Source organism: Paraburkholderia sp. RL17-337-BIB-A (assembly GCF_046025895.1).
Taxonomy (GTDB): Bacteria; Pseudomonadota; Gammaproteobacteria; order Burkholderiales; family Burkholderiaceae; genus Paraburkholderia; species Paraburkholderia fungorum_C.
In genome coordinates, this window is sequence record NZ_JARESY010000001.1 from 4522026 (window position 1) to 4543005 (window position 20980).

Annotated in this window: 16 protein-coding genes; 6 read left to right on the forward strand and 10 right to left on the reverse strand. The window is 60.4% G+C overall.

The window, feature by feature from the left end:
* Window positions 1–6: 6 nt before the first annotated feature.
* The 5 genes from P0D84_RS20200 to cadR all read right to left on the reverse strand — a co-directional run bounded on the left by P0D84_RS20200 (window position 7) and on the right by cadR (window position 4947).
* Window positions 7–801, reverse strand: coding sequence for an ABC transporter substrate-binding protein (locus P0D84_RS20200; RefSeq protein ID WP_408339272.1), 795 nt, complete (start codon window positions 799–801; stop codon window positions 7–9).
* A gap of 193 nt (window positions 802–994) precedes the next feature.
* A complete protein-coding gene (locus P0D84_RS20205; protein ID WP_408339274.1) occupies window positions 995–2149 on the reverse strand; it encodes a pyridoxal phosphate-dependent aminotransferase in 1155 nt (384 codons plus the stop codon).
* Window positions 2150–2710: 561 nt separating this feature from the next.
* Window positions 2711–4114: an ATP-dependent RNA helicase DbpA gene (gene dbpA, locus P0D84_RS20210; RefSeq protein WP_408339276.1), complete on the reverse strand. Its 1404-nt coding sequence runs from the start codon at window positions 4112–4114 to the stop codon at window positions 2711–2713.
* Between the two features lie 43 nt (window positions 4115–4157).
* On the reverse strand, window positions 4158–4358 hold the full coding sequence (locus tag P0D84_RS20215) for a hypothetical protein (protein WP_179735412.1): 201 nt from the start codon (window positions 4356–4358) through the stop codon (window positions 4158–4160).
* A gap of 157 nt (window positions 4359–4515) precedes the next feature.
* On the reverse strand, window positions 4516–4947 hold the full coding sequence (gene cadR, locus P0D84_RS20220; RefSeq protein WP_408339279.1) for a Cd(II)/Pb(II)-responsive transcriptional regulator: 432 nt from the start codon (window positions 4945–4947) through the stop codon (window positions 4516–4518).
* Window positions 4948–5027: 80 nt separating this feature from the next.
* Here cadR and P0D84_RS20225 point away from each other — a divergent pair, with 80 nt between their 5' ends.
* Window positions 5028–7511, forward strand: a complete 2484-nt coding sequence (locus P0D84_RS20225) for a heavy metal translocating P-type ATPase (RefSeq protein ID WP_408339281.1) — start codon at window positions 5028–5030, stop codon at window positions 7509–7511.
* Window positions 7512–7692: 181 nt separating this feature from the next.
* On the opposite strand, the gene P0D84_RS20230 is transcribed toward P0D84_RS20225, so the two are convergent.
* A complete protein-coding gene (locus tag P0D84_RS20230) occupies window positions 7693–8745 on the reverse strand; it encodes a helix-turn-helix domain-containing protein (protein ID WP_408339283.1) in 1053 nt (350 codons plus the stop codon).
* A 328-nt stretch (window positions 8746–9073) separates the two neighbouring features.
* On the opposite strand from P0D84_RS20230, the gene adh reads away from it, so the two are divergent.
* Window positions 9074–10594 carry an aldehyde dehydrogenase gene (gene adh / locus P0D84_RS20235; RefSeq protein WP_408339285.1) on the forward strand — a complete coding sequence of 507 codons (1521 nt, stop codon included), beginning with the start codon at window positions 9074–9076 and terminating at the stop codon, window positions 10592–10594.
* 65 nt (window positions 10595–10659) lie between these two features.
* Entirely contained in the window at window positions 10660–11055 is a 396-nt protein-coding gene (locus P0D84_RS20240; protein WP_408339287.1) for a DUF779 domain-containing protein, read from the forward strand.
* A gap of 132 nt (window positions 11056–11187) precedes the next feature.
* On the opposite strand, the gene eutC is transcribed toward P0D84_RS20240, so the two are convergent.
* Genes eutC through eat form a run of 3 tightly spaced genes read right to left on the reverse strand, consistent with a single transcriptional unit; the run spans window position 11188 to window position 14811 of the window.
* A complete protein-coding gene (gene eutC, locus P0D84_RS20245; RefSeq protein WP_408339289.1) occupies window positions 11188–11973 on the reverse strand; it encodes an ethanolamine ammonia-lyase subunit EutC in 786 nt (261 codons plus the stop codon).
* The gene (locus P0D84_RS20250) at window positions 11970–13364 is read right to left on the reverse strand and encodes an ethanolamine ammonia-lyase subunit EutB (protein WP_408339291.1); all 1395 of its coding nucleotides are present in this window, start codon (window positions 13362–13364) and stop codon (window positions 11970–11972) included. The genes eutC and P0D84_RS20250 overlap by 4 nt, the downstream gene beginning before the upstream one ends.
* Window positions 13365–13407: 43 nt before the next feature.
* Entirely contained in the window at window positions 13408–14811 is a 1404-nt protein-coding gene (gene eat / locus P0D84_RS20255) for an ethanolamine permease (protein WP_408339293.1), read from the reverse strand.
* Window positions 14812–15063: 252 nt separating this feature from the next.
* On the opposite strand from eat, the gene P0D84_RS20260 reads away from it, so the two are divergent.
* Complete coding sequence (locus tag P0D84_RS20260) at window positions 15064–15930, forward strand: AraC family transcriptional regulator (RefSeq protein WP_408339295.1); 867 nt, start codon at window positions 15064–15066, stop codon at window positions 15928–15930.
* Between the two features lie 331 nt (window positions 15931–16261).
* On the opposite strand, the gene P0D84_RS20265 is transcribed toward P0D84_RS20260, so the two are convergent.
* Window positions 16262–17383 carry a Fic family protein gene (locus P0D84_RS20265; protein ID WP_408339297.1) on the reverse strand — a complete coding sequence of 374 codons (1122 nt, stop codon included), beginning with the start codon at window positions 17381–17383 and terminating at the stop codon, window positions 16262–16264.
* Window positions 17384–18380: 997 nt separating this feature from the next.
* Between P0D84_RS20265 and P0D84_RS20270 the strand changes: the two genes are divergently transcribed.
* Complete coding sequence (locus P0D84_RS20270) at window positions 18381–19388, forward strand: reverse transcriptase family protein (protein ID WP_408339299.1); 1008 nt, start codon at window positions 18381–18383, stop codon at window positions 19386–19388.
* Window positions 19389–19526: 138 nt separating this feature from the next.
* A complete protein-coding gene (locus P0D84_RS20275) occupies window positions 19527–20978 on the forward strand; it encodes a DUF3375 domain-containing protein (protein ID WP_408339301.1) in 1452 nt (483 codons plus the stop codon).
* Window positions 20979–20980 lie beyond the last annotated feature (2 nt).

Sequence of the window (20980 nt, forward strand, 5' to 3'; positions counted from 1 at the left end):
AGTAGGTTACTTCGCCGACACGTCGATATTGCCGAGATACTTCGCGGCCAGCGTCTTCACCGTCCCATCAGCCTGGACCTTCGCGATCGCCGCGTTCAGCTGATCACGCAGCGCGGTGTCGCCCTTGCGAATCCCGTAAGCAATACCGCTGCCGAGAATCTTGTCGTCGCGCACCGGCTGACCGACGAACGCGTAGTCCTTGCCGTTAGGCTTCGACAGAAAACCCGTCTGTCCAGCGGGCGCGAGAACGAGCGTCGCATCAAGTCGGCCCGCCACGAGATCCGTATACACCTGGTTCTGATCCTGATACGGCACGATGGTGACGCCAGCCGCTTCCCAATGCGCCTTCGCGAAGGTTTCCTGAATCGACGCCTGCAACACGCCGACGCGTTTGCCCTTCAACGATGCCGGCGTCGGCAGCAAACCGCTGTCGCGCTTCGCGATCAACTGCGACGGCACGCGATACACAACGGTTGTGAAATCGATCGCCTGACGGCGCTGTTCGGTGGCATTCATCGCCGAATTGATCGCGTCGAACTTGCGGCCCTGCAGCGCGGGAATCAAACCGTCGAACGAGGTTTCGACCCATTTGCACGTCATATGCGCGGCGACGCACACGGCATTGCCGACGTCGATGTCGAGACCTTGCAGTTCACCGTTCGGCCCTTTCGATTCGAACGGCGGATACTGCGCCTCGAGTCCGAAACGCAGCGTCGACGTATCGGCGGCGAACGCGGCTGACGACGCGGCAATCGACGTGAATGCGCAGGCCAACGCCAGGAGAGGCTTGAGCAATTTCATAACGTGTCCCTTTTCCTTCGATATTGTTGTAACGCGGCATGCAACGCGCTGATGCTTAACGACGCCATGGCGCGACGATCATACTGCGGTCAAAAATACTGCCGGTTCGCGCTTGCGCCAAGCTGATCGCGGCCTTCTGCGATCAGGTCAGCTCTTCATGCGCTCGCCGCGAAAACTTCGCACAACCGGCCCGTCAGATTTCGCACAAACGCCGCGCGCCTTCGACCAAGGTCGCGTCGTCCTTCGAGAAGCTCAGGCGGATCAAGCCGGAATCCGTGCCGTCGGTATAAAACGCCGACAGCGGGATCGTTGCGACCCGCGCATCGCGAATCAGGCGCAGCACGAAATCGCTATCGCTTTCCTCGGAAAAACCCCGGAAACGCGCGAGCATGAAGAAGCTGCCTTCGCTCGGCAACAACTCAAAGCGCGAATCGCGCAGTGCATGCGTGAGCAGATCGCGCTTCTTCTGATAGAACGCGGACAGGCCGAGATAGCTCTCGCGATTGGCCAACGCATCGACGAACGCGTACTGCATCGGTGTATCGGCAGAAAACACCATGAACTGATGGACTTTGCGAATCTCGTCCATCAGCGCGGCGGGCGCGAGGCAATAGCCGACGCGCCAGCCGGTCACGTGATACGACTTGCCGAACGACGACACGATCACGCTGCGCTCCGCGAGTTCGGCGTCACACGCCATGCTCTGATGTTTAGCGCCGTCGAACACCACGTGTTCGTAGACTTCGTCGGCAAGAATCACGATGTCGGTGTTGCGCGTCACTGCCTTCAGACGCGCGATGTCGGCCTCGCTGAACACGGTCGCGGTGGGATTGTGCGGCGTGTTGATAATGATCATGCGCGTCTTCGGCGTGATCGCGGCGGCGACCTGGTCCCAGTCCACGCGGAAATCGCTCAAAGACAGTTTGATCGGGATCGGCGTCGCGCCTTGCAGGCGAACGATCGGGCCGTAGCTATCGAATGAAGGCTCGAAATAAATCACTTCATCGCCCGGATGCACCAAGGCGCTGATCGTCGAATACAGACCTTCGCTGGCGCTGGCGATCACGGTGACTTCGCTCGACGGATCGTAGCGCACGCCGTATAGCGTCTCGACCTTGTCGGCGAGCGCTTCGCGCAGCGTAGCGATGCCGGCCATCGGCGCGTACTGGTTATGACCGGCGCGCATGGCTTGCGCGACACCGTCGATCAGTTTCGCGTCCGGCGCGAAATTCGGCGCGCCTTGCGACAGGTTCAGCGCATCGTGTTGCGCGGCCAGTTGGCCGATCACGGTAAAAATCGTCGTGCCTACGTCAGGCAGTTTCGAGCGGGCTTGCATGGCGCTCTGCATAAGGCTTTCTCCCTTTCTCCATCCGGCAGCGGATTCGCGGATCGCCGTTTGCGCGGCGGTCCTATCCGGTTCGATGATTAGGCATCAGCCAAAGAACGGTCACAAACGAAACTTTGTCATGCGCGGCATGCGTTTACGTCATGGCTCGCGCAACGCCGCGCTGGGGCAGGCTAAGGCAATGGAATCGGGGGTTTAGCGGGAGAAATACAGGCGCGCGGGGAACGCGTGAAACAGCCGAGGTATGACGTAATGTGATGCGCGGCGGCGATGCGAAGGTGCGATTTGGTGTGATGGTGTGATGGTGTGATGGTGTGATGGCGCGTTGGCGCGTTGGCGCGTTGGCGCGTTGGCGCGTTGGCGCGTTGGCGCGTTGGCGCGTTGGCGCGTTGGCGCGTTGGCGCGCAGCGATGATGCAGACCACTCGGCCGCGACCAGGCGGTCGCAGCCGTTTTTTCTCGTCAACCGTTTGCCGTCTACCCCGCGAATCCAGCGCCAATGCGATGGTCCTCGCACGGCCGCATTCTCGAGCAAACGCCACGGCAAAAGCAAACTAGTCGACGATCAAGCGTCGTCCATCATGCGGACTTTGACCTTCTTGCCCTTCACCTTGCCGGCGCTCAGCTTGCGCAATGCGTCGCGCGCGACGCTGCGCTCCACGGCCACATAGGTCGACATTTCGGTCACGTTGATTTTGCCGATCTGTGAACCGGCGAAACCTGCTTCGCCGGTCAGCGCGCCGAGCACGTCGCCCGGACGGATCTTTTCCTTGCGGCCGCCGAGAATCTGCAACGTTTCCATTGGCGGCAGCAGCCGCTCGTTGCTCGCCGGTTTGAGATCGGCCAGTTTGTGCCACTCGACTTCACGCTTCTGCGCCTGTTCGAGACTGCCCACGCGGCCCATCTCGTTCATGCTGGCGAGACTGAGCGCCCAGCCTTCCTGATCGGCGCGACCCGTGCGGCCGATACGGTGCACGTGCACTTCCGGGTCCGGCGTCACGTCGACGTTGATCACCGCTTCGAGTTCCGCGATGTCCAGACCGCGCGAGGCGACGTCTGTCGCGACCAGCACCGAACAACTGCGGTTCGCGAACTGAATCAGCACCTGATCGCGCTCACGTTGATCGAGTTCGCCGTGCAGCGCGAGCGCATGAAAACCCTGCGCGCGCAGCACGTCGAGCAGATCGCGGCACTGCTGTTTGGTATTGCAGAACGCCAGTGTGCTCACCGGACGATAGTGGTTCAGCAACAGACCGACTGCATGCAGGCGCTGGTCTTCGGTCACTTCATAGAAGCGCTGACGAATCTTGGTATTGTCGTGCCGCTCGGCGAGCTTCACTTCCTTTGGATTACGCAGGAATTGTTGGCTCAGCTTGACGATGCCTTCGGGGTACGTAGCGGAGAACAGCAGCGTTTGGCGCTCTTTCGGGCATTGCTTCACGACGGTGGCGATATCGTCGAAGAAACCCATGTCGAGCATGCGGTCAGCTTCGTCGAGCACCAGCGTGTTGAGCGACTGCAACGGCAGGCTGCCGCGCTCGAGGTGGTCCATGATCCGGCCCGGCGTACCGACCACGATGTGCGCACCGTGTTCGAGGCTCGCGGTTTGCGGACGCATGGGCGTGCCGCCGCACAGCGTCAGCACCTTGATGTTTTCCTCGGCGCGCGCCAGACGGCGGATTTCCTGCGTGACCTGATCGGCGAGTTCGCGCGTCGGGCATAGCACCATCGCCTGCACGGCGAAGTTGCGCACGTCGAGGCGGTTGAGCAGCGCCAGCGAAAACGCCGCGGTCTTGCCGCTGCCGGTTTTCGCCTGGGCGATCAGATCGTTGCCGGCCAGCGCGATCGGCAGGCTCGCGGCCTGAATCGGCGTCATCTCGACATAGCCGAGCTGCGTCAGATTGGCGAGCGTCGCGGGCGGTAGCGGTAACTGGCTAAACGGCGCGCCGGCTTGAATGGGACTGTTCATAGGAGGGGGCTCGCTATCGACTGAAGAGGCTGAAGGCTAGTTATTATTCGGCCACGGGGCCGGTGGCGGGACGGCCTTCGATCTGCTCGTACAGCACCGAGCCATCTTCCCCGTCGAAACGTTCGACGTAATTGCGCGCACCGCACATCGGACAACGGAACAGCAGCCCCTGCCCTTCATTCTTGATGACGACATCCGACAATTCCCACTGCTCGCCGCAGGGCTGGTTTCTACAGGTAAACACGTTGATTCTCCAACTGGATTCGATTGTTTATTGGGCTGGCCGGATGAAGGGCACAGCCGTGAATGCTGTTATTGACGCGACCGGTGCCGCGATCGTTACCGCGGTCATTGCCACCGTCGGTGCCGCCGTCATTGCCGCCGTCAGTACGGCGAAGCGCTCAGCCCAGATGCGTATGGCGCGCGCGCGTTGCGCTCACGTCCATTTCGGTAAGGCCCTGGACGATGCCGCAGTCTTCAACGGCCTGTTCGCCATGGCATTGCTCGCGCAGCGTGGTCAGTTGCACTTTCAGTTGCTTCAATTCTTCGATGCGTGCGTCGACGTGCGCAATGTGCTCGTCAATCAAGGCATTGATGCCGCCGCAGCCGTCCGCCGGTGCGTCTGTGAGACGCAGCAACTCACGGATCTCGTCGTGGGTCATATCCAGCGCACGGCAGTTGCGGATGAAGCGCAGGCGTTCGACGTGCCTCGCCGTATAGCTGCGGTAATTGGCCTCGGTGCGCTCCGCTTCGGGCAACAGGCCCTCTTTTTCGTAGAAACGGATGGTTTCGGTCGTGCAATGGGCGATTTTCGCCAGTTCGCCGATTTTCATGGACCCTCCGGATTGCGGCCTTGACCTTGTAGTGGCTTCAAGGTGTTTACTAGACCACAAATCGAACCAGGAAGCCACCCATGCCTCATGCGAACCACGCCGAAACAGACCGCCCGGAACAGGCCAAAGCCTGTGCCCACGGGCACGAAGGGCATACTCATGAGCATGCGGAGGATGACGCAGAGTGCCACGGCCAGAGCAAATCCGGGGGCCCCGGCCATGCAGCGCATGCTCAGGAACGGGACCACGGACACGCTCATGAGCACGGCGAAAGCTGCAACCATGGCCACCAGGTGCACGCCAAGGAACCGGCTCGCGCACATTCGCATGCTCGCGGCGACAGTTGCGCCCACGGCCACAGCCACAGCCACGCCGACACGGACTGCTGCGCGACGACGCCCATCACGCCCAGGCCGATCAAGCTCCCGCAATCCGAAGTCGTCGGCAGCGACGTGCGCACCGCGATCCGCATCATGCAGATGGATTGCCCAACTGAAGAAGCGCTGATCCGCAAAAAATTCAGCCGCATGCCCTACGTGCGCAGCATGGACTTCAACCTGATGCAGCGCGTGTTGACCGTCGTGCACGCACCGGACGCGCTCGACTCAATCCTCGCCGCGATCCGTTCGCTCGACTTCACGCCTGAGCTGGCGGACGCCGTCAGCGGCGCGACGTCCACGCGCGCACCCAGCGCGCCGCCCAAGCCGTGGTGGCCGCTGGCGCTCGCAGGCATCGCCGCGGCGGCCTCAGAGGCCGCCAGCTGGCTTGGCGCCCCGGTCTGGCTGGCGGCGGGTCTGGCGATTCTCGCGATCGCCTCCTGCGGCCTCACGACGTACAAGAAGGGCTGGCTCGCGATCCGCAACGGCAACCTGAACATCAACGCGCTGATGAGCATCGCGGTGACCGGCGCGCTGATCCTGCAGCAGTGGCCCGAAGCCGCGATGGTGATGGTGCTCTTCACGATCGCCGAACTGATCGAAGCGAAGTCGCTCGACCGCGCCCGCAATGCCATTCAAGGGCTGATGCAACTCACGCCCGAACAAGCCAGCGTGCAGCAAACCGACGGCAGCTGGCGGCCCATGGATCTCAAGGCGATCGCGCTCGGCGCAGTGGTGCGCGTGAAGCCGGGCGAGCGGATCGCGCTCGACGGAGAAATCGTCGCGGGCCGCTCGAGCGTCGATCAGGCGCCGATCACCGGCGAAAGCCTGCCGGTCGACAAGACCGTGGGCGACGCGGTGTTCGCCGGCACGATCAACCAGGCCGGTTCGTTCGACTATCGCGTCACGGCCGCAGCCAGCAACACGACGCTCGCGCGCATCATTCACGCGGTCGAGGAAGCGCAAGGCACCAAAGCGCCGACTCAGCGCTTCGTCGATCAGTTCGCGCGCGTCTACACGCCGATCGTGTTCGCTGCCGCACTCGCCGTCGCGGTGTTGCCGCCGTTGCTGTTCGGCGGACAGTGGCACGAATGGGTCTATAAGGCGCTGGTGATGCTCGTGATCGCCTGTCCTTGCGCGCTGGTGATCTCGACGCCGGTGACGATCGTCAGCGGCCTCGCTGCCGCCGCCCGCAAGGGCATCCTGATTAAAGGCGGCGCCTATCTCGAGCAGGGTCGCGAGCTCAGCTGGCTCGCGCTCGACAAGACCGGCACGATCACGCACGGCAAGCCAGTGCAAACCGAGTTCGAGATGCTGGCCGAGGTCGATGTCGATGTCAATGTCGTTCGTTGCCGGACACTGGCGGCGAGCCTTGCGGGTCGCTCGGATCATCCGGTGTCGATGGCGATTGCGGCTGCGGCGAAAAGCGCAGGCGTTGCCAGTGCCTCAGTCGATGCGTTCGAGGCCCTGGCAGGCCGCGGCGTGCGCGGCGAAATCGACGGCGTGCCGTATTGGCTGGGCAATCATCGGCTGGTCGAGGAGCTCGGGCGCTGTTCAGCGTCGCTCGAAACGCGGCTGGATGCGCTCGAACGGCAAGGCAAAACCGTCGTAATGCTGGTGGATGCCGAACGCGTGCTCGCGCTGTTCGCCGTCGCCGATACGGTGAAGGACACGAGCCGCGCCGCCATCGCCGAATTGCAGCGTCTCGGTGTGCGTGCCGCCATGCTCACCGGCGACAACCCGCACACGGCCGCCGCCATCGCGCAGCAAGTCGGCATCGATGAAGCACGCGGCAATCAGTTGCCCGAAGACAAGCTGAACGCGGTGGCGCAGTGGTCGCAGGAAGGCGCGACCGTCGGCATGGTCGGCGACGGCATCAACGACGCCCCCGCCTTGGCGCGCGCGGACATCGGCTTCGCGATGGGCGCGATGGGCACCGATACCGCGATCGAAACCGCCGACGTCGCCTTGATGGATGACGATCTGCGCAAGATTCCGCTATTCATTCGTCTGTCGAAGGCGACCCATTCGGTGTTGGTGCAGAACATCACGTTGGCGCTGGGCATCAAGAGCGTCTTCCTTGTGCTCACGGTGATGGGCCTGGGCACGATGTGGATGGCCGTGTTCGCGGATGTGGGCGCGAGCCTGCTGGTGGTGGGGAATGGCTTGCGGCTGTTGCGCAAATAAGTGTGCACCGATCCGCGTTATGTCATGCATTCGCGGAGCCTGTTGCCTGTTGCCTGCTGCCTGCTGCCTGCTGCCTGCTGCCTGCTGCCTGCTGCCTGCTGCCTGCTGCCTGCTGCCTGCTAAGCATGGTCGCATCGCGCTGCCAACCGCGTGCGATTTATCCGCAGCGCGCAGCGTGATCCTAGTGCGCGAACGAACGATTCCCCGTCGCCTGGCGAGTGCCGACTGCGGCCTTTAAAGTATCCGAAGGCCTCATGCCGAACAACTTCCGGTAATCGGTCGCAAACTGGCTCAGATGCCAGAAGCCCCACGCGGCCGCGACGTCCTGAACCGAGCGCGTCTCACGCGACGCATTGCACAGATCGCGTCGCGCGCCGTTCAGCCGGATCGCGCGCAGATATGTGGCGGGCGCCATACCGAGCACGTCCTGAAAGCAGTATTGCAACGTGCGACGGCTCACATGCAAGCGCTCGCACAACTCCGGCACATTGATCGCGCGGTCGCGGTTAGCCAGCACATACTCGCGCGCCTCCGACACGATCGACTGACGCCGGGGACGCGCGGGCATGTCAACTTGCCCGTCGGCCGGCAACGCGCCGACATCGAATAGCGACGCCAACACCGACGCCTGCAAATTGTTGCGTGCGAACGAGGACAAAGGCTCGCCGCTCGCCGCGCCGTCATCGAGAAGCTGGCGCAGCGAGGCGCACAAACGCGCCTTGCGAGCCGTGCCGATCGACACGACTTGCGTGTTCGGCAGATGGTCGGCAAGACCAACTCGCTCCACTTCGGCCGCATACCGCCGCAGCACTTCACCCTTCACCACCACGCCGAAAATCTCGTAGCGCGCCGAAGTCAGCAATTCGAATTCGATCCCACCCGGACGGAATGCGAGCGCATCGGCCGCGATCACCTGTGCGTCGATACGACCGGAACCCTCGGGGCAAGTCGGAATGCCGAACCAGTAGGCGTCCTCCTGCACCTCGCAGGTTTGCCGCAGCGTGTGGCTGGTCGTTTCGACGAACACCTGCATATGATCGAGACACAACTCCGTCAAACCGCCGACGAAGCGGCCTGCGGTCAATTGATCGTAGGTCTGATTCCATCCGTGAAGGTTGCGCGCCTGCTCGTCGGCGTCGTAGGCGACGCGGGTCTGCACGCAAAAGCTCGGCTGTTGCGCATGTGTCGGTGGCGTCGGTGCTGTCTGGGTGTCGCTGCAGGATTCAATCGTCATACCGATCCGCGAATGAAGTATTGAAGTGCAAAGGAAGGCAATTCCCATGCCGAACGGATCCGCCACTTGCCTTTTTGGTTGGACTGCGACGCCGAGTGCACACGTCTTGTTCAATTCCTGAACGGCACTGCGCACACTGATCAAAAATGCTGCGTTCATCTCTCGACTGATTAAACACCGCGGTGCGCCCTGCTTTTGCAGACGTGCCTGCTACACGTGCATGGCTCACCAGCGCGGTGCATTGGCACAGTTCTGGCTGTAGCCTTTCGCGGCCAAGCGAAATATCGCGCCGAATATAGCCCATTCAAAACATGTGAGGAGCAGACAGATGAATCACGCAGAAATGCAGTTTCTGACCACCGAATTCCCGTACAAAAAGCAATATGGAAATTTTATCGGCGGCGAATGGGTGAAGCCTGTGGGTGGCGAGTATTTCGACAACGTGTCGCCGATCACCGGTGAGCCGTTCACGTCGATCCCGCGCTCGCGCGAAGCCGATATCGAACTCGCGCTCGACGCCGCGCATCGTGCGAAAGCAGCGTGGGGCAAGACGTCGACCACCGATCGCGCGAATATCCTGAACCGCATCGCCGACCGGATGGAAGCGAATCTGCAACGCATCGCCGTAGCCGAAACAATCGACAACGGCAAGCCGCTGCGCGAAACAATGGCCGCCGACATCCCGCTGGCCATCGATCATTTCCGCTATTTCGCCGGCGCCGTACGCGCGCAGGAAGGCTCGCTCTCCGAGATCGATCACGACACCGTCGCCTATCACTTTCACGAACCACTCGGCGTGGTCGGCCAGATCATTCCGTGGAATTTCCCGATCCTGATGGCGGTGTGGAAGCTCGCGCCTGCATTGGCTGCCGGCAATTGCGTCGTGCTGAAGCCGGCCGAGCAAACGCCTGCGTCGATTCTCGTGCTGCTCGAACTGATCCACGATTTGCTGCCGCCGGGCGTGCTAAACGTGGTGAACGGTTTCGGCCTCGAAGCGGGCAAACCGCTCGCATCGAGCAAGCGCATCGCGAAGATCGCTTTCACCGGCGAGACGACCACGGGCCGTTTGATCATGCAGTACGCGAGCCAGAACATCATTCCCGTGACGCTCGAACTCGGCGGCAAGAGCCCGAACATTTTCTTCGCCGACGTGATGAACGAAGACGACAGCTACTTCGACAAGGCGCTCGAAGGCTTCACGATGTTCGCGCTGAATCAGGGCGAAGTGTGCACGTGTCCGTCGCGTGTGCTGATCGACGAGAAGATTTACGACCGCTTCATGGAGCGCGCGTTGAAGCGTGTGGCTGCGATCACGCAAGGCCATCCGCTCGATACGAAGACGATGATCGGTGCGCAGGCCTCGCAGGAACAGCTGGAAAAAATCCTCTCGTATGTGGACCTCGGCAAGCAGGAAGGCGCCGAGTGCCTCATCGGCGGTGAGCGCAACATGCTCGAAGGCGAACTGAACAAGGGCTACTACGTGAAGCCGACCGTGTTCCGCGGCCACAACAAGATGCGCATCTTCCAGGAAGAAATCTTCGGACCGGTTGTTTCCGTGACGACGTTCAAGAACGAAGACGAAGCACTCGAGATCGCCAACGATACGCTCTACGGTCTCGGCGCCGGTGTCTGGACACGCGACGGTACGCGCGCCTATCGCTTCGGCCGGCAAATCCAGGCGGGCCGCGTGTGGACCAACTGCTATCACGCGTATCCGGCACATGCTGCGTTTGGTGGCTACAAGCAATCGGGCATTGGCCGCGAAAATCACAAGATGATGCTCGACCACTATCAGCAGACCAAGAACCTGCTCGTGAGCTATAGCGATAAGCCGCTCGGCTTCTTCTGAGCCTAACGAACCTGTTCGAGCGGGCCGCATTGCGCGGCTCGCTCTTTTTTCAGCGAGGGCATGTGATGGCTGACGAGAAGCAAGTAGCCCGCGTGATCGCCACGCCTGCTGCGGTCGATTTGATCGATAAGCTAAGCGCCGAACACGGAGCTGTGCTGTTTCACCAATCCGGCGGATGCTGCGACGGCAGTGCGCCGATGATGTTCCCTCAGAGCGAGTTCATGGTCGGCTCGTCCGATGTGAAACTCGGCACGATTGCCGGCGTGCCGTTCTACATGAGCGAATCGCAGTTCGAGTACTGGCAGCACACGCAGTTGATTATCGATGTGGTGCCGGGTAATGGAGGGATGTTTTCTTTGGAACGGCCCAGCGGGTTGCGTTTTCTCACGCGCTCGCGACTGTTCGCCGACGATGAAAACGCTTGGCTCGAAGCGCATCCAGTGGAACGGGCGGACGCTTAAATAGCGTTTCTACGTCGCGCCTGAGTTCGAATTGTTGCTGACTGCGGGTGTGCTCGTTAGCCACGAGTCGGCAATTTGAATCGCTGCCGACTGCTGGCGTTCCCGGCGCGCTCTCTCGCCAGCCGCGCGCGTCTAATTTGAATCGTCGCCGACCGCGGGTGCTGTCGGTGTACCCGCTAGCAGCGCGTCGCTATCGTCTTTCAAACCAACGCCCGTGAGACCCAAGCGCCTTGCGTGCGTCAGCAGATAGTGCAACTTATGTGCGGCGGATTCGTAGTTAAGACCTTCAGGGCGCACGTTGGAAATGCAGTTACGTTGCGCATCGCTACAGCCGACCTTAGGCGCGTACGTCAGATAGATGCCGAGGCTATCCGGCGAACTCAAACCTGGACGCTCGCCAATCAACATCACAACCAGTTTGGCATTGAGCAGTTCACCGATCTCGTCACCGAGCGCGACGCGTGCCTGACGCGCGACTACGACCGGGCCGATCTTCCAGTCCGTGAGTTTTGCGCAAACGGCTTGCAGCAGCGGAATCGATTGCTTCGATGCAGCGAATGCAGAGAGGCCGTCGGCGATGACGAAAACGACCTCTGGTGAATCAACCTTCAGTTGCTTGAGCGCTGCGCGGCTCTCATCGCTTAACCGCCTGCCGAGATCCGGACGCCGCAAATAATGCTCGCGATCGGGCGCTGCACTATGCACATCCAGCGTATTGAAACTTTGTGCGCGAAGCTGTTCGTGCAGCACGTCCGTATCGAGCGGATGATGCACGGCATCGCGCGCTTGCGCATGCGACAGGTTGAACGCAAGCAACGGTGCGGTCGGCAAACTGTTGCCCGCACGGCCCAACGCGATGCGCGCGTTGGTGAACTGCCGCAGCGCGTTCCATGGATTCTTTTCGAGGAAGTCGCTCATTCGATGCCCATCCAGTCGTGTGCGCCTTCCAGCAGCGGTTGATGTGTCGATGCACTCAGCAACGCGCCGCGAGAGTCGGTAATCTGCATCGACTCCAGCCATTCTTCGAATTCCGGTGCGCGGCGCAGGCCGAGCACGTCGCGCACATACAACGCGTCATGGAATGAGGTGCTTTGGTAGTTGAGCATCACATCGTCCGCGCCCGGGATGCCCATGATGAAGTTGATGCCCGCGACGCCAAGTAGCGTGAGCAGGTTATCCATATCGTCCTGATCGGCTTCGGCGTGATTCGTGTAGCAGATATCGCAACCCATCGGCACGCCGAGCAGTTTGCCGCAGAAGTGGTCCTCAAGGCCCGCGCGTGTGATCTGCTTGCCGTCGTAGAGATACTCCGGTCCGATGAAGCCGACCACCGTGTTCACCAGAAACGGATTGAACTTGCGTGCGACTGCGTAGGCGCGCACTTCACAGGTCTGTTGATCGACACCGAAATGTGCATCGGCTGACAATGCACTGCCCTGGCCGGTTTCGAAATACATCAGGTTATTGCCGACGGTGCCGCGTTTCAGCGACAACCCCGCTTCATACGCCTCCTGCAACAGCGCAAGCGAAATGCCGAAACCCGCGTTCGCTTTCTCCGTTCCGGCAATCGACTGAAACACCAGATCGACCGGCGCGCCTTTTTCAATCGCGGCGATTGTGTTGGTGACGTGAGTCAGTACGCACGATTGCGTCGGCACCTGATAGCGCTGGCGGAAGTCGTCGATCATCAGCAACAGCTTGGTGATCGCGGCAAGATTGTCGCTGGCGGGGTTGATGCCGATCATCGCGTCGCCACAGCCGTACATCAGGCCGTCGAGCATCGATGCGGCGATGCCTTTGACATCATCGGTTGGATGATTCGGTTGCAGACGCACCGACATGTGCCCCGGCAAGCCGACCGTATTGCGAAACCGCGTAATCACCGGACGCTTGCGCGCCGCCAAGATCAGATCCTGATTGCGCATCAGCTTCGAGACCGCCGCCACCATCTCCGGCGTGAGGCCGGCGGTGATACGCGTGAGCGCGTCGGCATCGGTCGTGGTGCTCAACAGCCAGTTGCGGAAATCGCCCACCGTGAGATGCGATATCTCAGCGAACGCTTGTGGCGAGTGATCGTCGATCACGAGGCGCGTGACCTCGTCGCTTTCGTACGGGATCAATGCCTCGTTGAGAAAGGTGCGCAACGGCACCTGCGCCAACGCCATCTTGGCCGCAACGCGCTCCTCTTCGCTCGCCGCCGCGACACCCGCGAGCTGGTCGCCCGAACGCTGCGGACTCGCTTTGGCCATCAACGTCTTCAGATCGGCGAAGCGATAAGTGCGGCTGCCGATTGTCTCGGTAAAGCTCATCTCTACGACTCCATCGCCCCTGCCTGCGCAGCGGCTCGATCCATCATTCTTCGAGCAAAGTGTCCGACGGCGCCACTTCGCGTTGACGGCGCGTCAACAGGAAGTAGACGTAGCCCAGCGCGAGGAAGATCGCGAACACGATCGCCACCAGAAAATTGAAGTACACCATCGTGCCCAGACAAATCACCGCGGCCCCCAGCGCGAACGCCGGAAAGAACGGAAACAGCGGCGCACGGAACGGGCGCTCCATGTTCGGGTCCGAGCGGCGCAGCTTGAACAGCGACAACATGCTGATGATATACATCACGATAGCGCCAAATACGGACATCGTCACGATGTTCGCCGTCAGCGTCTGACCGCCGAACTGGATCAGCTCGTCGCTATAGATCGCGGCGATGCCGACCACACCGCCGGCGATGATCGCGCGATGCGGTGTCTTGAAGCGCGGATGCACTTTCGAAAGCCACTCCGGCAGATAACCCGCGCGAGCCAGCGCGAAGATTTGCCGTGAGTATCCGAGGATGATGCCGTGAAACGACGCGACCAATCCAAACAGGCCCAGCCACACGAGCATATGCATCCAGCCGCTATGTTCGCCGACGATGTACTTCATCGCTTGCGGCAGCGGATCGTTGATGTTCGACAGCTTGGTCCAGTCGCCAGCGGCACCTGCGAACACCATCACGCCGATTGCGAGCACGACCAACGTCAGAATACCGGTGATGTAGGCGATCGGAATCGAACGCTTCGGGTTCTTCGCTTCTTCGGCGGCCATGGCGACGCCTTCGATCGCGAGGAAAAACCAGATCGCGAACGGAATCGCGGCGAACATGCCGTGGAACGAGCCCATGCTGAAGGTATCCGCGCCGGACCAGCCGCCCTTGGTGAAGTTCGACCACTGGAAGCCTGGCGACACGACACCCATGAATACCAGCAACTCGAAGATCGCGAGCAGCGTCACGCATAGCTCGAAGGTCGCGGCGATTTGCACGCCGACGATATTCAGCGCCATGAAGACGAGATACGCGCCCATCGCCGCGTGTTTGGGTTCAAGACCCGGAAACTGCACGTGCAAATAGGCGCCGATCGCGAGCGCAATGGCGGGCGGCGCAAAGACGAATTCGACTAAGGTCGCCGCGCCCGCCAGATAACCGCCGGTCGGGCCGAACGCGTGACGCGCGTAGGCGAACGGGCCGCCCGCATGCGGAATCGACGTGGTGAGTTCAGTGAAGCTAAAAATGAAGGTGGTGTACATCGCGGCAATAAAGACCGCCGTGATGACGAAGCCCAGCGTGCCGGCGCTCGCCCAACCGTAGCTCCAGCCGAAATACTCGCCTGAAATAACCAGACCAACCGCGATTCCCCACAGTTGCCACGTGCCGAGCGTCTGCTTCAACTCGTGATGCGTGACTTTACCGACGTGCTGACTTTTGGACTCTGATTTCATCGGGCGCTCCTGATGTGGCCGCTTGCTCGACGCCGCAAGGCTTTGCGGTGCATGAGCGGACAGGCTTCAGCCGATGGTAGTGAGCCAATATTCGAGGCGTTATCAAAATTCGGCAAAGTTCGGAGGTGGTTGTGTCAGTGGATGCTTAACTCCGTTCACGCGTGTTCAGGCGAAATTCGCAGGATTTGGTAAATGGCGACGTGGTACTTTTGTTCGCATTCCTTCGGCAATTTTCTGCTCGGCTACTTGCTCATGAACCAATCGGACAATCGGGCGCGCTACGAAACTCGGCTGGGCCGCGTGCTGGACCATATTTACGATCATCTCGACGAACCACTGGATATCAATCGCTTAGCAGAAATCGCCTGCATGTCGCCGTATCACTGGCATCGCATCTATCAGGCGATGTACGGTGAGACCGTAGCGACAACCGTGCGGCGCTTGCGGTTGCATCGTGCGGCGGGCTATCTGGCGAATGGTTCGATGCCGATCGCGGAGATTGCCGAGCGCTCGGGCTATAGCAGTTTGCAGTCTTTCTCTCGCACCTTTCGCGTGGCGTTCGGCATTCCGCCGGCGCAGTATCGCAAGCAAGGCACTCATAGCCGGTTTCGTCCGGCGCTTTCAGGAGACGATCAAATGACGATGCGTGAAGTGGTGATTCGTCACGTTGAGCCGATCGAGGTTTTGTCGGTGGATCACGTGGGGCCGTATATGCAGATCGGCAAGGCGTTCGATGGGTTATTCGGCTGGTTGGCGAAACATAATTTACTGGCTGGGCAGATGCGCATGATTGGGATTTACTACGACGATCCTGGAGTGGTGGAAGAGAACGCGTTGCGGTCGAAGGCTGGGGTGCTGTTGCCGCATCCGGTGCAGGCTTCGGTGACGGTGAGTCCGCCGGTTTCGGTGACGCATGTGAAAGGCGGTGAGTACGCGGTGTTGCGGCACAAGGGACCGTACAGCGATATGCGCGCGGCTTATGAGTGGTTGTATGGGACGTGGCTCGTGCAGTCCGGGCGTGAAGCGGCGGACGCGCCGGTGTTCGAGGAGTATCTGAATAGCCCGAAGGAGACTGCACCTTCTGATCTTCTAACCGAGATTTGTTTGCCGTTGGTTTGATGGCTTTTCGGGGCGTGTGCTGCGGTTGTGCATGTTTACGCAGCGTGCTTTCCGGATGCCTCTCTGGTTTTTATAGTCTTTGTATATGTATACGTAGTAATAGTTAACAAGCATCGCACCTGGCTGTGGATAACTTAAAACTTCGTTTGCGGATCAAGGGACTGCGGAATCGATAACCCTGCGGAGCGTAGGCGAACAGGGAGGAGGAGCCAGGGAAAACTTTTGATCGACCTGGCGGGATCGCGGATTTATCAAAGTTTCGCCCACAACGAGTCAGGTGGCTTGTACAAAAGTTGTCCAGAGGGGGCTGTGGATAAGTCGAGTGACTTATCTAGCGCTCGTCCGCTAACTCGTACGACGTGCTGCGGCCACCTGCCGCTGATTTTTTCAACACGCCGAATGCGACGAGTTCGCTGATGTCGCGCAACGCGGTATCCGGTGAACACTTGGCAATGGCTGCCCACTTGCTGCTGGTCAACTTACCGTCAAAGCCGTCGAGCAGACGACTCAGCAATTTGACTTGCCGCTCGTTGAACGCCGTGCTCGCCCAGCGCTGCCAGAAGCGCGCCTTGGACAGCACGACGTTCAGCGTGAGTTGTGCGTGATCGACTGCGCGATGCAAAGCATCGAGGAACCATGCCAGCCACTCGGTGATATCGAGCGAGCCCTTTTGTGTGCGCTCGAGAACGTCGTAATAGTCGTTCCGCTCACGCTGGATCTGTGCCGACAAACTGTAGAAGCGCTCCGGGCTGCCGTCAGCGCGCGCCAGAAGCAGATCGCCAATGGCCCGTGCGATGCGGCCGTTGCCGTCGTCGAAGGGATGCAGCGTAACGAACCAGAGGTGAGCGAGCCCGGCCTTGAGCAGCGGTGGATCGGCCGAATCGCTATTCAGCCAGGCTAGAAACCGATCCGCCTCCATCTCCAGCCGTGCTGCAGGAGGCGCCTCGAAGTGGACTTTCTGACGCCCAATCGGACCAGAAACAACTTGCATCGGCCCTTTGGCGTCGTCGCGCCAGTTGGCGACGCTGATCCGGGACATACCGCTGAACCCGGTCGGGAAAAGTGCAGCGTGCCATCCAAATAGGCGCTCTTTCGAGACCTCGGCCGAGCAATTCAGGGTGGCGTCCAGCACCATCTCTACTACGCCTTCGACGTGACGGTCGACTGGCGCGAGCGCACCAATATCGACACCTAGCCTGCGCGCTATCGACGAACGCACCGAAGCGACATTGAGCTGTTCGCCTTCTATCTCGCTGGTTTTGACGACGTCTTCGGTAAGCGCGACAAGACTGGCCTCGCTGCGTAGCGTCAGGCCCACATCGGCAAGACGCCCGAGCAATACCCCTTGAACTCGGGATACCTCCGCTAGCGGAGCCGCGAGGCGTGACAAGTCATAGCGCCATGCGGGCCATTCGGGGGACTCCCAGATGTATAGATAATCTCCGCGATTCATGCGGAGATTATGGGGCATTTTCACCGCAAAGGCAAATTATTCTCCGCGAATTTTGCGGTGAATAGGTGTGCTATTCGCCGCTCGCCGCTCGCGGCTGTCGAGTGCTCGCTGCGACTGATTTTTTGACTGGCTGGGTGACTGAATGCTGAAACATCGGAAGCCGACGATCTGCCCGATAACCGTCTGTGCAAGAAATCAGCGACCGGAGCAGGAGAAGATCAGCTTCGGGCGGCCTAAGGCCGTGCTGCAAAACAGCTAATAGGTCCGGCAAAGTCAAATCAGAATTCGTCGTCGTGCTTATCGGATATCGTCTTCCCGATCGTAGGTAGTATCCTCGCCAATGGCAGATTCAGTTGAGGTGCACCGTCGACGGCAAATTACTGCGCCATTCCGCATCAAGCAGGCGCTTCGGCAACCCCTTTGCGCAAATTTAATTCGCACTGCCATTGCGTTGACAGCACGTAGGCCCGTCGCTTATCTTCGGCACGCGGGACGGCTGGTCAAGCTTGCCAAGGTACGGGAAGCATACGTTCCGGGCGCTACGGGGCTACCCCGTGGATCAGAATGACCTCCGCAGTTCGTCGCGTGAGCCGTACTTGCGCGTTGCGCAAATGAGCTCACGCAGCACAAGACGCGTTGACTGGCCGTCCTGCCCCTCTGCTCTATGCCGTTATCTTCTCTGCAATTCGTCACCTGTACGATCGCCGATGCCATGCTGGCAGGGTCACCCGAGGCCGCTACGATGGTCGAGCGGATGACGCTTGTTTTGGGTGAATGCGCGGATTGGATGAATGGATTGGCGCGCAGGGTTGCGAAGCGATTTGGCTCGCGGTGGGATAGCGTCGAAAGTAAAGAATTGTCGAAAGTTATCGCTGAGACCACGGGATTTGTCTCGGCTTGGAGGGGCGAGAGCCGACCGAAGGTTGTCCGTGTGTTGCCTCGCCCTCCTTTGCAGCGACTGCCTCCGCCTTGGTTGCATGATGTGGCGCTACCGCAGTTGCCAACGCTTGGCGATCTGGCCGCCTGGCTGGAAATCGAGCCGGACGAACTGGACTGGTTTGCTGATCGCTGGCGTGTGCCGGCGCAGAGTGCGGGCACACCGCTTCATCACTATTCGTACAAGGTGATTGAAAAACGCGACGGTCGGTGTCGGATTATCGAAGTGCCGAAATCGCGCTTGCGGGCTTTGCAGAGAAAAATGCTTCATGGCTTACTCGATCGGGTTCCTGCTCATGATGCTGTGCATGGCTTTCGACGTGGGCGGAATGCGGTCACGTTCGCGGCCCCTCACGCGGGTAAGGCTGTTGTGATTCGCTTCGATCTGACGGATTTTTTTGCGTCTGTGCATGCGGGACGCGTTTACTCCGCGATACGTGCTTTGGGTTATCCGATGGAAACTACGCGGGCGATGACCGCGCTGTGTACCAATCGCGTGCCGAGCGGCAGATTGCTGGCGGCAGATGTGCGCGACAGGATCGATTGGCTGGAACGGCAGCGGTATCGGAACCGGCATTTGCCGCAGGGTGCACCCACTTCGCCGGCGCTGGCGAATCTGTGTGCTTTTCGGCTTGATCTTCGGTTGGCTGGACTCGCGCGGTCTCTCGGTGCGACGTACACGCGCTATGCCGATGATCTGGCGTTTTCCGGTGGGGACGATCTCGCGCGGATGGCGGAACGGCTTGAGATTCGCGTGGCGGCGATTGCTATTGAGGAAGGGTTCGCGGTCAATCTAAGGAAGACACGCGTGATGCGTCGTGGCGCGAGGCAGCATCTGGCCGGAGTTGTGATCAACAGCCATCCCAATCTTGCGCGGCCGGAGTTTGATACGTTGAAGGCGGTGCTGACCAATTGCGTCAGACACGGGCCGGTCTCGCAAAACCGTGACGGTCACCGTGACTTTCACGCACATCTGGCGGGCAGGGTCGCCCACGCCGTGATGGTGAACGCGGCGCGAGGGGCGAAGTTGAAGGGGATCTTTGAGCAAATCGAGTGGGACGAAGTCTAGAAAATGAAGCGTTTCATGCGCCAGCGCCACGAACCCTAGCCGCCGCCCCAACCCCATGCGCCCGCGTCGACCACGACGTGGACTATCATCGATAGTTTCGGACACTGCGGTCGCTTCAGCCTTTCCAACGCCTGCACCATGAACTTCGACTATTCCACGCTCGACCTATTGCGCCAGAACCATCCCGCATGGCGTCTGTTGCGCTCGGATCACGCACCGCTGGTGGCGAGCTTCCTGCACCGAACTTTCACGCTGCCCAACGTGCGCGTGATCGCGCAAGCCGATTTAGCCGAGGCCCTCGAAGACGAACTGTTTGCATTGCGTGAACAGCTCGGACCGTCCGCTTTTCCCAAAGCAGCTTCCGACTATCTCAACGACTGGGCCGCCAACGATAAAAGCTGGCTGCGCAAGTTCTATCAAGACTCTGACGAACCGTATTTCGATCTGACGCCGGCGACGGAAAAAGCCATTGCATGGCTCGGCACGTTGACTGAACGCAGCTTCGTCGGTACGGAGTCGCGTTTGCTCACGCTGTTTGAACTGCTCAAACAGATGAGCGAAGGCAGCGAGCGCGACCCCGAAGCTCGCCTCGCCGAACTCTACAAGCGCCGCGCCGAGATCGACGAGGAGATCGAACGTGCCCAGGCCGGCGATATTTCTATACTGGATGACACCGCGCTGAAAGACCGCTTTCAGCAATTCACTTCCATCGCCCGTGAACTACTGACCGACTTTCGCGAAGTCGAGCACAATTTTCGCAACCTCGACCGTCGAGTGCGGGAGCGTATTGCGCTGTGGGACGGTGCGAAGGGCGAACTGCTGGAAGAAATCATGGGCGAGCGCGATACGATCGCCGACTCGGATCAAGGCCGCAGCTTCCGCGCGTTCTGGGACTTTCTGATGTCGAGCAGCCGCCAGGAAGAACTGACCACCCTACTCGACCGCGTGCTCGCCCTGCCTCCGGTGGCTGAACTCAAGCCGGGGCCACGCACCCGGCGGGTCCACTACGATTGGCTCGAAGCCGGCGAACACACGCAACGCACGGTTGCCTTTTTGTCACAGCAACTGCGGCGCTTTCTCGACGATCAGGCGTGGCTCGAAAACCGCCGCATCATGGACATCCTGCGCGGCGTGGAAGCAAAAGCGCTGGCATTGCGGGACACGCCGCCGGCCGGTGAAGTGATGACCATCGCCGATACGGCCGCCGACATCGAATTGCCGATGGAGCGCCCTCTTTATGCACCCAGCGTGAAACCGCGCATTGCGTCGATTTCGATCGAGGCTGGCGATGCTGACATCGATGCGACAGCGTTGTATTCGCAAGTCGTCGTCGACAAAGCCAGATTGGCCTGGCACATCCGTCATGTACTGCAGGATCGCTCGCAGGTGACGCTGCGTGAACTGTGCGACATTCAACCTCTGCAACAGGGGTTGGCAGAACTGATTGCCTACCTGCAACTTGCAGGCGACTCGTTTAGCACGGTGGTGGATGAACAGGTCAGTGAGACGATCGTCTGGCACGGCCAGGAAGAAGGCGGCGCACAACATACCAGGCAGGCGAGCCTGCCACGTGTCATTTTCGTGAGATGAAG